General features: G+C 34.2%; 14 protein-coding genes. 8 read left to right on the top strand and 6 right to left on the bottom strand.

The window, feature by feature from the left end; all coding sequences use genetic code 11:
* Positions 1-11: 11 nt before the first annotated feature.
* Entirely contained in the window at positions 12-353 is a 342-nt protein-coding gene (locus AC1QSP_RS02405) for an MGMT family protein (RefSeq protein WP_484079618.1), read from the bottom strand.
* Positions 354-397: 44 nt separating this feature from the next.
* Here AC1QSP_RS02405 and AC1QSP_RS02400 point away from each other — a divergent pair, with 44 nt between their 5' ends.
* Positions 398-922 (top strand): hypothetical protein, encoded by a 525-nt coding sequence (locus AC1QSP_RS02400; RefSeq protein ID WP_484079617.1) that lies wholly within the window; start codon positions 398-400, stop codon positions 920-922.
* 50 nt (positions 923-972) lie between these two features.
* Here the strand turns inward: AC1QSP_RS02400 and AC1QSP_RS02395 are convergent, their stop codons facing one another.
* A complete protein-coding gene (locus AC1QSP_RS02395; RefSeq protein WP_322969971.1) occupies positions 973-1,164 on the bottom strand; it encodes a cold-shock protein in 192 nt (63 codons plus the stop codon).
* A gap of 143 nt (positions 1,165-1,307) precedes the next feature.
* On the opposite strand from AC1QSP_RS02395, the gene hemW reads away from it, so the two are divergent.
* Genes hemW through AC1QSP_RS02375 form a run of 4 tightly spaced genes read left to right on the top strand, consistent with a single transcriptional unit; the run spans position 1,308 to position 6,657 of the window.
* A complete protein-coding gene (gene hemW / locus AC1QSP_RS02390; protein WP_484079616.1) occupies positions 1,308-2,435 on the top strand; it encodes a radical SAM family heme chaperone HemW in 1,128 nt (375 codons plus the stop codon).
* 18 nt (positions 2,436-2,453) lie between these two features.
* Positions 2,454-3,272, top strand: a complete 819-nt coding sequence (murI, locus tag AC1QSP_RS02385; RefSeq protein WP_484079615.1) for a glutamate racemase — start codon at positions 2,454-2,456, stop codon at positions 3,270-3,272.
* Between the two features lie 50 nt (positions 3,273-3,322).
* Positions 3,323-4,558, top strand: a complete 1,236-nt coding sequence (gene rocD, locus AC1QSP_RS02380; protein ID WP_484079614.1) for an ornithine--oxo-acid transaminase — start codon at positions 3,323-3,325, stop codon at positions 4,556-4,558.
* A gap of 56 nt (positions 4,559-4,614) precedes the next feature.
* Positions 4,615-6,657, top strand: a complete 2,043-nt coding sequence (locus tag AC1QSP_RS02375; protein WP_484079613.1) for a M48 family metalloprotease — start codon at positions 4,615-4,617, stop codon at positions 6,655-6,657.
* Positions 6,658-6,697: 40 nt separating this feature from the next.
* On the opposite strand, the gene AC1QSP_RS02370 is transcribed toward AC1QSP_RS02375, so the two are convergent.
* Positions 6,698-7,249, bottom strand: coding sequence for an acyl-CoA thioesterase (locus AC1QSP_RS02370; protein ID WP_322969976.1), 552 nt, complete (start codon positions 7,247-7,249; stop codon positions 6,698-6,700).
* A 7-nt stretch (positions 7,250-7,256) separates the two neighbouring features.
* Entirely contained in the window at positions 7,257-8,762 is a 1,506-nt protein-coding gene (locus AC1QSP_RS02365; RefSeq protein WP_484079612.1) for a GH3 auxin-responsive promoter family protein, read from the bottom strand.
* A 232-nt stretch (positions 8,763-8,994) separates the two neighbouring features.
* Here AC1QSP_RS02365 and porW point away from each other — a divergent pair, with 232 nt between their 5' ends.
* Positions 8,995-11,355: a type IX secretion system periplasmic lipoprotein PorW/SprE gene (gene porW / locus AC1QSP_RS02360; RefSeq protein WP_484079611.1), complete on the top strand. Its 2,361-nt coding sequence runs from the start codon at positions 8,995-8,997 to the stop codon at positions 11,353-11,355.
* Between the two features lie 62 nt (positions 11,356-11,417).
* Here the strand turns inward: porW and hemB are convergent, their stop codons facing one another.
* Both hemB and ybaK read right to left on the bottom strand, forming a co-directional pair.
* Complete coding sequence (gene hemB / locus AC1QSP_RS02355; RefSeq protein ID WP_484079610.1) at positions 11,418-12,413, bottom strand: porphobilinogen synthase; 996 nt, start codon at positions 12,411-12,413, stop codon at positions 11,418-11,420.
* Positions 12,414-12,530: 117 nt separating this feature from the next.
* Positions 12,531-13,016, bottom strand: coding sequence for a Cys-tRNA(Pro) deacylase (gene ybaK / locus AC1QSP_RS02350; RefSeq protein WP_484079609.1), 486 nt, complete (start codon positions 13,014-13,016; stop codon positions 12,531-12,533).
* A gap of 91 nt (positions 13,017-13,107) precedes the next feature.
* Here ybaK and trmD point away from each other — a divergent pair, with 91 nt between their 5' ends.
* Positions 13,108-13,788 (top strand): tRNA (guanosine(37)-N1)-methyltransferase TrmD, encoded by a 681-nt coding sequence (gene trmD, locus AC1QSP_RS02345; protein WP_484079608.1) that lies wholly within the window; start codon positions 13,108-13,110, stop codon positions 13,786-13,788.
* A gap of 56 nt (positions 13,789-13,844) precedes the next feature.
* Positions 13,845-14,495, top strand: a complete 651-nt coding sequence (locus AC1QSP_RS02340) for an NAD(P)H-binding protein (RefSeq protein WP_484079607.1) — start codon at positions 13,845-13,847, stop codon at positions 14,493-14,495.
* Positions 14,496-14,634 lie beyond the last annotated feature (139 nt).

Here is a 14,634-nt window from a genome sequence, read left to right as displayed (position 1 = left end):
GTGTATTATTGTTACAAAAAATCTTCCGCTGAACGTGGATCCCAAAGCACACCTTTGAAATCCACTATTTTATGATCAATAATTTTATGCCCTTCCCGTTCCAATAAGCCTTGCATTTGATCCGGTGGATTAAAATGATGACGTCCCGTTAAAATACCATTTCGATTCACCACACGATGTGCAGGAACTTGATCTTCCAAAACAACTTGATTTAAAGCATAACCTACCACACGAGCGGAAAATCCACTACCCATGAGTTGGGCTATAATTCCATACGTGCAAACCTTTCCTTTAGGAATGGCTCTTACAATTTGATAAATTTCTTCGTAGGAATTATTTACTTCTTTATTCATGATGTTGATTTTTATTGTAAATTTAAGACAAACCATTAGCGCCTATGCACAACAAAGTACGAATTAAAACCCTAAGAAGCCGTCCTCGATTTAAAGTTTATACAAAAGCTTCTAAAGAAGAATTAATTCAATTGATCAAAAAACATTTAGAAAACAATTCAAAAGCAATTGGCGGTTACGCGAATAAAGAATTTGCTATGGTACGTTTAAGGAAGGAAAAAGAACAATTCTGGGCCCCACAATTACAAATACGATGGGAACAAGATGAGGATAACATACAGCACACTGTAGTACGTGGCATTATAGGTCCTCGTCCCAATGTATGGACGTTCTTTATGTTTATGTATGGATTATCAGGAGCGTTGCTCTTAACTTTAGGTTCCTATGCCCTTTCTGAATATATCGTCAATGGTGAAAGTCATTGGGTTTGGAGTGTTCCGGTTGCCCTTTGTATTGGTATAGGTACATATATTGCCACCCGAATTGGACAAAATTTAGCAAAAGAACATTTACAGGTTTTAAATGACTTTGTGGATGATTTATTTCAAGAAGTCGAATTTTATGAATAAAAAAAACCACTTCATTCGAAGTGGTTTTGCATTTAAGAAATATGGTATGATTATATTGTCTTAACATTTACAGCCATTGTACCTTTACGTCCTTCAGCTAAGTCGAAAGAAACTTCATCGTTTTCTTTTACTTTGTCTACTAAACCTGTAACGTGTACAAAAAACTCTTTTCCTGATTCTGTTTCTTTAATAAATCCAAATCCTTTTTCTTCATTAAAGAATTTTACAGTTCCTTTATTCATGATATTCTAAATTATTGGTGAAAGATAGAATAATAAATTTTATAAATCACAATTTTTTAGAAATATTTTTTTCAAAATTTCAAAAACATAAGCTTGATTTTTTAAAGTTTTTAAAATTAACTTTGCATTAAAATACAATCGTCTTGGCAGGAATTTATATCCACATCCCTTATTGCAAGCAGAAATGCAGTTATTGTGATTTTCATTTCTCAACAAATTTGAGTTCGAAATCAACTATGGTTGAAGCAATTATCAAAGAGTTAGAAATGCGAAAAAATGAAATTTCTACACCCATTGAAACCATTTATTTTGGGGGTGGAACTCCTTCGATATTGCAATCCCATGAATTGGATGCCATCTTTAATGCACTCCATCAACAGTATGATTTATCCCAAATCAAAGAAGTAACGCTGGAAGCTAATCCCGATGATTTAACGAAAGAAAAATTAAAATTCTTTCAATCCACTCCAATTAATCGTTTCTCGATTGGGGTACAATCCTTCTTTGAAGAAGATTTAAGACTGATGAATCGAGCGCATAATGCTCAAGAAGCAGAAAATTGCATCCAAATGGCACAGGATTTTGGATTTGATAATTTAACCATTGACTTGATTTATGGTTCAAATACGACCACACATGAGATGTGGCACCAAAATCTTCAAAAAGCAGTAGATTTAGGGATTAACCATATCTCATCCTATGCTTTAACAGTGGAAGAAAAAACCACATTGGATCATAAAATTGAAAAAGGTGAATGGAAACCCATTAGCGATCAACACCAGTCCGAACAATTCGATGACTTGGTTCAATTTTTAGAACGCCAAGGGTTTATTCAGTATGAAATCTCAAATTTTGGAAAACCAGGCTATTTTTCGCAACATAATTCCAACTATTGGAAAGGGGTACCATATATCGGAATTGGACCTTCAGCTCACTCATACAAAGGAAATCAAAGAGCTTGGAATGTAGCAAACAATGCCAAATATATCCATTCAATATCCAACAATCAGTTGCCCATCGAAATCGAAAATTTATCCCTAATCGATCAATACAATGAACAGGTTATGATAGGTCTTCGTACCATTTATGGAATAGACCCAAACATTATTTTAAAACGTTATGGTTTAAAAATAAATGATTATTTTCAACACGAATTAAAAGAATTAATCAACGAAAATTTAGTGCAACAAATTGACGGTAAAATTATTTTAACCAAAGAAGCAAAATTTTTCGCCGATGGCATTGCTTCTCGCCTATTTTACGTCGATTAATTTTATAAATTTGCAGATATGAATGATAACAGACCAATTGGAGTTTTTGACTCTGGTGTAGGTGGATTAACTTTTGCAAAAGAAATTAAACGTTTATTGCCAAATGAGAGCATCATCTATTTTGGCGATACACAGCATTTACCGTATGGTGAAAAATCGAAAGAAGCCATCACTCGTTTTTCGGTTGATATTACTAATTTTCTGAAGTCCCATAATTGTAAAGCTATTTTAGTGGCTTGCAATTCGGCAACAGCAAATTCTATAGATGCCATTAAAGAGGCCGCAGGAAATGACATTATTGTGATTGATGTGATTTCACCAGTAGCGGAAAAAGTAGCTTTTGAATTACGTGAAAAAATTGGGGTCATTGCAACGAAAGCGACTATTAATTCTGGAGCATATAAACGTTCCATTCGAAAATTCAACAAACATGTGAAAGTAATCGAAATGGCAACTCCATTATTAGTCCCTGTTATTGAAGAAGGTTATGCCAATACGCCTATCTCTAAAGCTGTATTAGAAACATATCTCAATCATAAAAAATTTGAGGATATTGATTCGATTATATTAGGTTGCACGCATTATCCATTGGTTGAAAAAGAAATCAATCAAGTCTTTGGAGGAAAAGTGAACATTATTAATTCTCCTTTAATCGTGGTCAATCATTTAATTTATTTATTGGATCGTGAAGGTAAATTAGCTTCTCCTGATCAAAAAGCAACATATAATTTCTTTTTGTCTGACTATACGGATAACTTCTTGAAAGTGTCGAAAAGATTTTTTGGAAAAGATATTCATTTAATCGAAAAAAGATTAGATCAACAACCGGCTTTATAATTGTCCGGTTTTTTTATATAAAAACATTACAAACAAATAAAACAACAAACATGAGTACAACTTATTCTGCAGAGGAATTAATTGGTTTAGAAGAAAAACATGGAGCACATAACTATCACCCTTTATCAGTGGTTTTAGAAAAAGGTGAAGGAGTATATGTATGGGATGTCAATGGAAAACGTTATTTTGACTTTTTATCAGCATATTCTGCTGTAAACCAAGGACATTCTCATCCACGAATCATCAGCAAATTAAAAGAACAAGCGGATAAATTAACCTTAACTTCTCGTGCATTTTACAATGCTGAATTGGGAATTTATGAAAAATTTGTAACTGAATTATTCGGTTATGATAAAATTTTACCGATGAATACCGGAGCAGAAGCGGTAGAAACAGCTTTAAAAATTGCACGTAAATGGGGGTATGAGAAAAAAGGAATTCCAGCGGGTGAAGGAATCATTGTGGTATGTAAAGATAATTTCCATGGACGTACAACAACCATTATCTCTTTTTCCAATGATGAAGATGCCCGTAAACATTTCGATCCTTATACTTCTGGCTTTATCGCCGTTGAATACAGCAATGCAGAAGATTTTAGAAAAGTCGTTGCTGAAAAAGCTGCAAATATTTGTGCATTCTTAGTTGAACCGATCCAAGGAGAAGCAGGAGTAAATGTTCCGGCGGAAGGTTATTTAAAAGCATGTTACGAAATCTGTCAAGAAAATAATATTCTATTTATCGCTGATGAAATTCAAACAGGTATTGCTCGTACAGGAAAAATGTTAGCCATCGACCATGAAAACATTAAGCCGGATATGTTAATCTTAGGAAAAGCCTTATCAGGTGGAGCGTATCCAGTTTCAGGAGTATTAACTCGAAATGAGGTGATGGATGTGATTCACCCTGGACAACACGGATCAACATATGGTGGAAATCCATTAGCATGTGCTGTCGCACGTGAAGCCTTACAAGTTGTTTTAGATGAAAAATTAGCAGATAATGCTGAAAAATTAGGACAAATCTTCAGAAACGAAATCAATAAAATGATTGAAGAATTCCCTATTTTCAAAGCAGTTCGTGGAAAAGGTTTATTGAATGCAATTTTAATCAATGATACACCTGAATCAGACACTGCTTGGAATTTCTGTGTAAAAATGATGGAAAATGGTTTATTAGCAAAACCTACTCATGGTAACATCATTCGTTTTGCTCCACCTTTAGTGATGAATGAAGAGCAATTAATGGAATGCATTGCCATCATTCGTAAAACAGCTCATGAATTTTAATTGATATTATAATAAAATCTTAATCCTGAAGTTTAACCTTCAGGATTTTTTTATTTATGTCAATAGCTATTACCATCTCTAAAAAGTATAAAAAAGCGCAAAAAGCATCCATTCTTTGGATCATCATCTTTTTTATCACCATGTTTATTTCAATCGTATTGTCACTCGTTATTTTTGGACTTTGTGGCTATTTAGCCTATCGCTTATTAGTACTCTTCCGCTTGGGGTGGATCGCGTTGGTTGGAGCTGTCGGTTTAATTCTTACAGGTGGATTAATTGTCTTTTTTAATCTTAAATTTATTTTACATTTTTTCCAAAACCATGAACCCCAAGGTATTGAAACGAATTCGTCGGATGAACCTGAATTATTTCAGTTGATTGAAGAAACCGTTCGTGAAATGAACATTAAATTTCCGAATAAAGTTTACTTTATTGAAGATATCAATGCCTCGGTCTATTATTCCAATAATGTTCGAAGTTTATTCATACCGACACCAAAAAATTTAAATATTGGCATCGGTTTACTGCATATGTTGACGAAACAAGAATTAAAAGGAATTTTAGCCCACGAGTTTGGACATTTTTCACAAAAATCAATGGCTATTGGTAACTATGTAGGCAACATCAACCGTTCAATCCATCAAGTCCTTTACAATGAAAATTCAATCCACGAAACGGTAGAAGATATCGCTCGATGGAATGCCATCATTTCATTCATTTGTAAAGGTGCCATATTATATACACAAATGATGAGCTTTTTTCTGAAGCAAATCTATCAACAACTAGAAATAGAAAATTTAGCTTTATCGCGCGAAATGGAATTCAATGCTGATGAGATAGCAGCTACAATCGTTGGTTATGAAACGTACGAAAGACCATTAACGCGAAGTCGATTTTATGATGAATGTTGGAATGATACTAAAAATTTTTATGCCGTACATATCGATGAACATTTCTATACCAAAAACATTTACACCAATTTTAATCAGGTCGTTGAATACCGTATCCAATCCTATAACTATAAAACATACAAAGGATTAGCTGACCTTTCAAACAATGATAACTCCTATGATGAATTACGCATTGAATATGAAAATTTATGGTCATCCCATCCCGAAACCAAAGAACGTTTAGAAAACATCAAACGATTAGGAATGGTGTCTCCAATTGATCAAACGCCTAAAGCGACAACCATCATCAAAAATTTAGACTATTATGAAGAAGCGCTAACAGAAGATATGTTCATCCATTCCAGCATTATGCGTAAGAATGAACTTTCAAACGATCAATTTATTTCCCTTTTTGTTACGGATGAAAAACATTACGCTTTTCCAATCGAATTTCAAAACTATTTTAATGAAATAGCATTTGAATTAAAATCCCTTTTGAATTCCAACATTCCTGATGATTGTTCATCAAATTTTTATGATGTGTTTAATGTTGTTTATTTTGAACCTATTTTTAAACAAAATAGAGCCTATAAAGAAATTCAATTGTTACATCATTTGTTGCAACAAAAAGAGTTCAAAAAAGTCAAATTTGAAACGAAATACTATAACTTGAAGAAAGAATCGAGTCGACTGTTTGAGATTTTAACTACCGAAGCTGAATCTTATCAACCCGCGATTGATGAAATACAAAAAACGATTGCTTCCTATTTCAAATCAAATATGGATCAAGAAAAATTAAATCAGTTAAAAGAGTTGATTGACCAAGAAAAACAACTAGAATCTCATCTAGAATTTGCTGCAGAATTTAGAGAAAGTTTGAATTGGATTTTTGAACAAAATCATGAAAATGTAATTATAGAAAATTTAAAAACAGTACACGAGAAAAATAAGGCCTTAAAAACACGTTTAAAAGAAATCATAACATTCGAAAAAATCATAACATTTTATACAAAAGAACAAATTGATCATATAAAATCATTTATTCATTGTGAACAACTGTTTTATCTAGAAGGTTATAACAATCAAGAAGTAAGTGATTTGTTTTTAGCCATCAACTTATTGGAAGGTTTTTCAAATGCTATGCTATTTGATCAAAAAAATCAATTTTTAAGGCAATTCATTCCATCCCAAGAAACGGAACTTGTATAACTAAAAAAACCTCCACAAATGGAGGTTTTTTTAATTATAATTACCCATCAAGATGGATTTTAACATTGTAATTTTCTAAAAGAAAATTAATTAAATCGGGCGAATGATAATCCATGGCATCTTTCACCTGCATAGCCGCTTTTTTATGTTCTTCTATGCGATGCAATGCTTTATAAAAACGACGAATTTCCGTCGCTGAGCGTAAAATTAATTTCGGCGCTTCTGCTTTTTCTCCATTTTCTTCCTTGCAGATCATTGTAAAATAAGACGAATTGCAATGCTTCACCTCTCCTGTTTGTACATTTTGGCTATCCACGCGGATTCCAATGACCATTGAGGTATTTCCAACATAATTAACAGAAGCATTAAGTGTTACCAATTCTCCTACTTCTACCGGCGTTAAAAAATCTACGCGATCTACTGATGCTGTGACACAATATTTTCCTGAATATTTCGAGGCACATGCAAAAGCAATTTGATCCATTAAGGACAATAAATATCCACCATGGATTTTTCCAGAAAAATTAGAGTGCGATGGTAGCATCAGCTGTGAGAAAGTAATCAATGAACTTTCTACTGTTTTGTAAATCATTTTAGTTTTATTGTGAGTTATTTGTGAGATTCAAACGGTAAAACTCATCCGCGATACTACGATCATTGGCCAATCGAGGAACCTTATTTTGTCCACCTAATTTTCCAATGGATTTCATATACACTTGGAAAGCATTTTTTTCTAAAGTAGTTAGAACTAACGGTCGCAAAATATTTCCAGTGATTAAATCATTGTAATATACGTTTTGTAAACGCATTTGTTCGTCTAGCTCCTTCGAAAAAGCCTTCATATCATTAGGATAGGTTTCAAATTCTATAAACCATTCATGGTAAGGTAATCCTTGTGATGGGTTAACCTGAGGAGCCACCGTAAATTCGTTTACACTGGCGGGATATTGGGCTAAAGTTTTTTGTAAAGCTTGTTCTACTTCATGTGCAATTACATGTTCTCCAAAAGCAGAAGTAAAATGTTTAATTCGTCCAGAAACCACTATTTTGTACGGATGTGTTGAAGTAAAACGTACAGTATCTCCAATATTATATCCCCATAAACCTGCATTGGTATTTAAAATCAAAACATAGTCTACCCCTACTTTGACCTCTTGGATAGACAAACGAGTAGGATGATCATCAAAGAATTCTTCTACCGGAACAAATTCATAAAACATTCCATTGTTTAACAATAATAAAAGATCTTCTTCCTTTTGGGTGTTTTGATAAGCAATAAAACCTTCTGATGCAGGATAAGTTTGAATACAATCGATAGGATGTCCGATAAGCTGATTTACTTTGTCACGATAGGGCTCATAATTAACTCCTCCTGTAACCATCAATTGTAACTCTGGAAACAACGATTGGATATTTTCTTTTCCAGACACCTCCAACAAACGTTCAAAATACATGATTAACCATGGTGGAATACCAGATATTAATGTCATGTTTTCGGGAATCGTTTCCTTTACAACTGCATCTACTTTCGTTTCCCATTCTTCGATACAATTGGTCTCCCATGAAGGCATACGATTGGTTTGAAGATATTTTGGTACATAATGGGCAACGATACCTGATAAGCGACCGAATTTCAATCCATTTTTTTCTTCAAGGATTGGACTTCCTTGTAAAAAAATTAATTTACCATTTAAGAAATGAGCATTTTTTGTTTCATGGATATAGTGCAATAAAGCATTACGAGCAGAATTAATATGATAAGGTATTGATTCTTTGGTTAACGGAATATATTTAGTACCAGATGTAGTTCCGGATGTTTTCGCTAAATAAATGGGTTGACCAGGCCATAAAACATCAGCTTTACCTTCTACCATCGCATCAAAATACGGTTTCAATCCTTCATAATCACGGATTGGAACACGCTGCTTAAAATCATCATACGATTTGATTTCATCAAAATGATGATCTCGACCAAAAGTGGTATTTTTTGCCGATTGAATCAGGTTCATCAAGATTTTTTCTTGTGTTTCTTGTGGACGATCAATCCATTTTTGATCTTTATTGACGATATATTTCGCAAAAAGCTGTGCTAAAAAAGCCTTCATATAATTTATTCCCATTTATTACATCAAATCCTGCAGAATACAATCCTTCTGCACAATTCAATTATTATCAATAAGTTATTTTGTAAACCCGTTGATAAAATCGCCATTCCCGACAAATTTTCAAAGCATTTATCGTTTCCTGTACAATTTTTACAAATATCTAAAACTTTTTCTGAATACAAGATTTTTTGTATTCTTTCGTTTTATTGTAGATTTGTCTATATTGATCCCTATGAAAAAATACGCTTTTAGTTTAGTTGCTGCAAGTCTTTTAATCGGATGTTCTACCAGAAAAGATACGTTCCAAAACAGGAGTTATCATAAGATGACGTCTTGGTTCAATGGAATTTTTAATGCGGAAGAAGAACTGGATAAAAAACATACAGAACTTAAAACAAACTATGTAGAAGACTATGGAGAAGTTCTTCCGATCGGCGTGAATTATTTTAAAGATAAAAACGCGACAGAAGAAGATTTTGGATTAGCATTGATGAATAACAGCATCGGTGGTGGTGGAAGTTCGAATAATTCGAATAATTCGAATGTCCAAAAACCAACGGGTTATCAAGCGGTAGAAGCAAAAGCCAATAAAGTCATTGAAAAACATTCCATGTTGATTAGTGGTTCAGAGCGTAATTTAATGATTGCTCGTGCTTATCTTTTAATTGGTAAATCACGTTTTTTTTCAGGCAAATATTTTGAAGCTTTAGATGCTTTGAATTATGTAACGAAGAATTTTCCTAAATCCAAATATTACGACGAAGCCTTATTATATACGACGTTAGCCGATATTAAAGGCGGAAATTATTTTGATGGTCAAGAGAAATTATTAAAACTCTACGAAAAAGAAAATGTATCCAAAGAGATCAAATACCTTGTGGCTGCCAATTATGCCGATTTCTTGGTTGAAAATGAACTCTATGAAGAAGCTTTAGAGCCATTAGAAAAAGCACATTATTACAGCCGAAATTCAACAGATAAAGCACGTACCTTATTTGCTTTGGGTCAAGTATTTTCCAAATTAGGAAAACAAGAAGAAGCAGGACAAGCCTTTACTGAAGTCTATAAAATGCGTCCCGGATTTGATATGGAAGTCAAATCTCAATTGGCTATCGCTTCAAATTTTGATCCTAAAATCAATAATTACTCATCATACAAGGAACATATCTTAGATCAAAGTAAGAAAGGGATTTATACATCAAAGAAAAACGAATTTTATTATGCTGTAGCAGAAATGGCATATAAAAATCAAAATTATGATGAAGCCATCAAATATTCTGAACTCAGTTTAAAGGAGCCGGTATCTGATCCCTATATTCGCGCAAAAGCTTATGAAAATTTCGCGAATGCTCATTTTAGCAAAGGAAATTACGTCTACGCAACTTCCTATTATGATTCCGCGGTCACAACGTATGCCAAAGAAAAAGATAAAAACCGCATCAATGAGAAAAATACGATTCTAAAAAATTTAATGCAGATGCATTATTTGGTAGAACGTAACGATAGTATTTTGCGCATTGCCCAATTGCCTAAAGAAGAGCAAGAAAAATTCTTTACAACCCATATTGAAAAACTAAAGAAGGAAGAAGAAGCTCGTTTGGTGAAGGAACAACAAGAAATGTCAGAATTCCAATTGGGAGGTAAAACAACAGGATTCGCATCAAGTTTTGATCAAGGGAATTCAAATAAATTCTATTTCTACAACCAAAGTTTAAAAAATTCAGGGTTAGCTGAATTCCAACGCATTTGGAATAATCCAACCTTAAAGGACAATTGGAGAAATTCAGCAATTCCAGGTCCAACCTTGGAAGATAAAGAAAATGAATTAAAAGGAAATATCGCATCAGGAGATCCAAGACGTTTTGAATTAGGTTATTATTTAGAAAAAATACCAAAATCAGTTAAAGAACTAAACGATCTTAAAATTACACGTGATACGACTCAATTAGCATTGGGTACGGGTTATTTTGATCATTTCAATGATACAAAACTTTCAGCTGAAACTTTAGAGAAATTAGTAGCTTCACCGCCTAAACAAAAAGAAATTGAAGTACAAGCCATGTATCAATTGTATCGTATTCATAAGGATCGTGATAAAGTTCTTGAAGAAAAATACAAAAACGAGATTCTAGGAAAATATCCAAATACCATTTATGCAGGATATATTTTAAATCCGGAAGTCGATTTTATTACAGCCGAAACGAAAGAAGCTTTGGCAGATTACGAAGCAACTTACCAATTGTATAAGGACGAAAAATACGAAGAAGTCAAAGCTCGTGTTGCTCAAGCCATTGAGAAATATCCAACAGAGATTATCATTGCAAAATTCGCATTGTTGAATGCATTTGCCGTGTCGAAGACTGAATCGAAGGAAAATTTTGAACGTGCCTTAGAAATTGTTGTATTAGCTTATGATAAAACAGATGAAGCCAAACGCGCGAAACAATTGCTTGAAAAATTAAAAAATCCAACGAAGGAAAACTTCCCAACAGTGGAACCTCAAAAAAATCAAGAGAATAATGAAGGTTGGAGCCATGAAGAGGAATCTGAAAATGTGCCACCTCCTATGCCTGGAAGTCCAATTCGTAAATAATAAAAAAAGGATGAATTCTATTGAATTCATCCTTTTTTAATGCTTCGAAAGAAGCGTATATTTTAACGATCATTTAATAATCGAGCGGCTTCTTTTGCGAAGTATGTTGTGATCAAGTCAGCACCTGCACGTTTCATACACGTTAAACTTTCTAACATGATTTTATCGTGTTCAATCCATCCTTTTTCTGCTGCTGCTTTAATCATCGCATATTCTCCTGAAACTTGATAAACTGAAACAGGAACTTGTAAATTTTCTTTGACCAAACGAACAATGTCTAAATAGGCCATTCCTGGTTTAACCATTAAAATATCAGCACCTTCTTCCACATCAGCAATAGCCTCACGTAAAGCTTCTTCTGCATTATGAAAGTCCATTTGATACGTTTTTTTGTCTTTCGGAATATCCATTGTATCCACTGGTGCACTGTCTAATGCTTCACGGAATGGTCCGTAAAAAGAAGAGGCATATTTTGCTGCATAAGACATAATTCCAACGTTATCAAAACCGTTTTCCTCTAATGCATCACGCATCGCACCAATACGTCCATCCATCATATCTGAAGGTGCTAAAAAGTCAGCTCCAGCTTCGGCATGAGATAAGGACATACGAACCAACGCGTCAACCGTCGCATCATTGATTACACGTCCATTTTCAACGATACCATCATGTCCGTAAATAGAATATGGATCCAACGCAACATCTGGCATGATAATCATCTCTGGACAAGCATCTTTAATCGCTTTGATTGTATTTTGCATTAATCCATTCGGATTCCATGCTTCTTTTCCTGTATTATCTTTTAAGCTATCGCTTACTTTACAGTATAAATTGACTGATTTAATCCCTAAATCCCAAGCTTCTTTTGCTTCTTTTACCACATTCTCTAACGAATTTCTATAAATACCTGGCATGGATGGAATTTCAACGCGAACGTCTTTTCCTTCTGCAATAAATAATGGTAAAATAAAATCATTCGTTGATAAATGATTTTCACGAATCATACTACGAATAGATTCGTTTTGACGAAGTCTTCTATGTCTATTATGAATGAACATTTTTTTATTCTTAGATTTAAGACAAAGTTACTCAATTTCGAATGGAGTTGAGCAATGAATAATATCAATAATATTTATGATTTCATTTACTTTATTGAAAAATCATCTAACCCTGCATTAAGAAACTAAATCAGCCAATGTTGCCCCAATTGCACGTTGTAAATCTTCAGGTGAAATAACCAATTGCACGCCTTTTTTTCCTGCACTGATGATGATCTGTTCTTCTAATGATGCCATTTCTTCAAGATAAGTCGGAAATGGTTTCTTCATGCCAATCGGTGAACATCCCCCTCGAATATATCCCGTCGTCGGCAATAAATCTTTCATCGGCAACATCTCACAATTTTTATTTCCAGAGGCCTTCGCGATTTTCTTTAAATCTAAATGAGCATCACTCGGTATTACCGCCACCAAAAAAGGATCTTTTTGACCTTTCAGCACCAAGGTTTTATAAATCATTTCTGGACGTACACCAATGGCATTGGCGACATCCAAAGCAGTTTGATGTTCTCCCACAACTTCATATGTACGTAATTCGAAAGGTATTTTAGCTGCTTCTAAAACTCGGGCAGCATTGGTTTTGGTTATTTTAGTTTTGTCCATTCTGGTATAGATTTGAAAACAACTGTTGAATCTCGTTACAAATTTATGAAGTGAATTTGTGAAACAAAAGATTAAAAAATATCTTTGCACCATGCGAATAGATATTATCACGGTTTTACCTGAATTATTAGTAAGTCCTTTCTCGGCTTCGATCATGAAGCGTGCACAAGACAAAGGTTTAGTTGAAATTCATGTACATGATTTAAGAGAATACGGAAAAGGAAAATACCGTCACGTGGATGATTACCCTTATGGAGGTACTTCTGGAATGGTCATCATGTGTGAGCCTTTGGATCAAATGATTTCTAAATTAAAAGAAGAAAATGATTACGCCGAAATCATTTATTTAACACCTGATGGAGAAACCTTAAACCAAGCCATGGCCAATGATTTATCGTTAGGGGGCAACTTAATGATGATTTGTGGACATTATAAGGGAATCGACCAACGTATTCGCGACATGCACGTAACGAAAGAAGTATCCATTGGCGATTATGTCCTTTCGGGAGGTGAATTTGGAGCCATTATTTTAGCCGATGCTATTATTCGTTTAATTCCAGGGGTCATTGGAGATGAAACATCAGCATTATCCGATTCATTTCAAGACAATTTATTAGCGCCTCCTGTTTATACACGACCATCCGATTATAAAGGACACAAAGTACCCGAAGTATTATTATCGGGAAACTTTCCGAAAATTGAAGAATGGTTACACGATCAAGCCGTTGAACGCACCAAAGCAAGACGTCCCGATTTATTAAAAAAGAAATAAAAGACAAAGCTCCCAAAGTGGGAGCTTTTTTTATCTTAGAACCAATCCATTCCAATATGAAAGCAATTGTTATTGGCGCAACAGGTGCCACCGGAAAATATTTGGTCCAAGAATTAATCCATGATCATCAATTTGAGGAAGTGACAGTCTTTGTAAGACGTGCATCCTTTGCACCTCATCCACAATTAAAGGAAGTGGTGGTCGATTTCAATCAATTAGAAAAGTATAAAGCTTCCGTTTCCGCTGATGTTGCATTTTCTGTAATGGGAACAACTTTAAAAGATGCAGGATCGAAACAGGCACAATGGAAAGTGGATTATGAGTATCAATACGAATTTGCGAAGCTTTGTGCAGCTCAAAAGGTAAACACATTTGTGCTGTTATCTGCTGTGGGAGCCTCTCCTACCTCATCCCTCTTCTACAGTCGTATGAAAGGCGAATTGGAGGTCGCGATTCAACCCTTCAATTTTGAAAAGTTATTAATTTTTAGACCAGCCAGTTTAAAACGTCCCCAATCCAATCGTCTCGGCGAAAAGGTCATGACGGCACTCGTAAGTGGTTTAAATGCAGTGGGCTTATTTAAAAATTACCACGTGATTCACGTCAAAGATTTGGCAAAAGCTTTAATCAATGGCGCAAAAAAATACGATAAGGGAACGCATTTTATAGAAGTAAAATCAATTCTAAAGTTATGGAATGCGTCATAAAAGACACCCCTCATCATCCGCATCACAAAAGTTAAAGTTGGACATATCATTACGCCTGAAGGGCATTTTACCAGCGAAGATTGGAAAACTTGGGAGTAAATTTGTAATTTAAACCTTAATTTTGCCAAAATTTGTACGT

Source organism: Faecalibacter sp. (assembly GCF_057177045.1).
Note: the sequence above shows the minus strand (reverse complement) of the source record. Positions and strands in the feature narration are given on the sequence as shown.

Bases quoted from the DNA above. Each gene is read 5' to 3' on its own strand.
- AC1QSP_RS02405 (WP_484079618.1), bottom strand. From the start codon at position 353: ATGAATAAAGAAGTAAATAATTCCTACGAAGAAATTTATCAAATTGTA.
- AC1QSP_RS02400 (WP_484079617.1), top strand. From the start codon at position 398: ATGCACAACAAAGTACGAATTAAAACCCTAAGAAGCCGTCCTCGATTT.
- AC1QSP_RS02395 (WP_322969971.1), bottom strand. From the start codon at position 1,164: ATGAATAAAGGAACTGTAAAATTCTTTAATGAAGAAAAAGGATTTGGA.
- murI (WP_484079615.1), top strand. From the start codon at position 2,454: ATGAATGATAACAGACCAATTGGAGTTTTTGACTCTGGTGTAGGTGGA.
- rocD (WP_484079614.1), top strand. From the start codon at position 3,323: ATGAGTACAACTTATTCTGCAGAGGAATTAATTGGTTTAGAAGAAAAA.
- AC1QSP_RS02375 (WP_484079613.1), top strand. From the start codon at position 4,615: ATGTCAATAGCTATTACCATCTCTAAAAAGTATAAAAAAGCGCAAAAA.
- AC1QSP_RS02370 (WP_322969976.1), bottom strand. From the start codon at position 7,249: ATGATTTACAAAACAGTAGAAAGTTCATTGATTACTTTCTCACAGCTG.
- AC1QSP_RS02365 (WP_484079612.1), bottom strand. From the start codon at position 8,762: ATGAAGGCTTTTTTAGCACAGCTTTTTGCGAAATATATCGTCAATAAA.
- porW (WP_484079611.1), top strand. From the start codon at position 8,995: ATGAAAAAATACGCTTTTAGTTTAGTTGCTGCAAGTCTTTTAATCGGA.
- hemB (WP_484079610.1), bottom strand. From the start codon at position 12,413: ATGTTCATTCATAATAGACATAGAAGACTTCGTCAAAACGAATCTATT.
- ybaK (WP_484079609.1), bottom strand. From the start codon at position 13,016: ATGGACAAAACTAAAATAACCAAAACCAATGCTGCCCGAGTTTTAGAA.
- trmD (WP_484079608.1), top strand. From the start codon at position 13,108: ATGCGAATAGATATTATCACGGTTTTACCTGAATTATTAGTAAGTCCT.
- AC1QSP_RS02340 (WP_484079607.1), top strand. From the start codon at position 13,845: ATGAAAGCAATTGTTATTGGCGCAACAGGTGCCACCGGAAAATATTTG.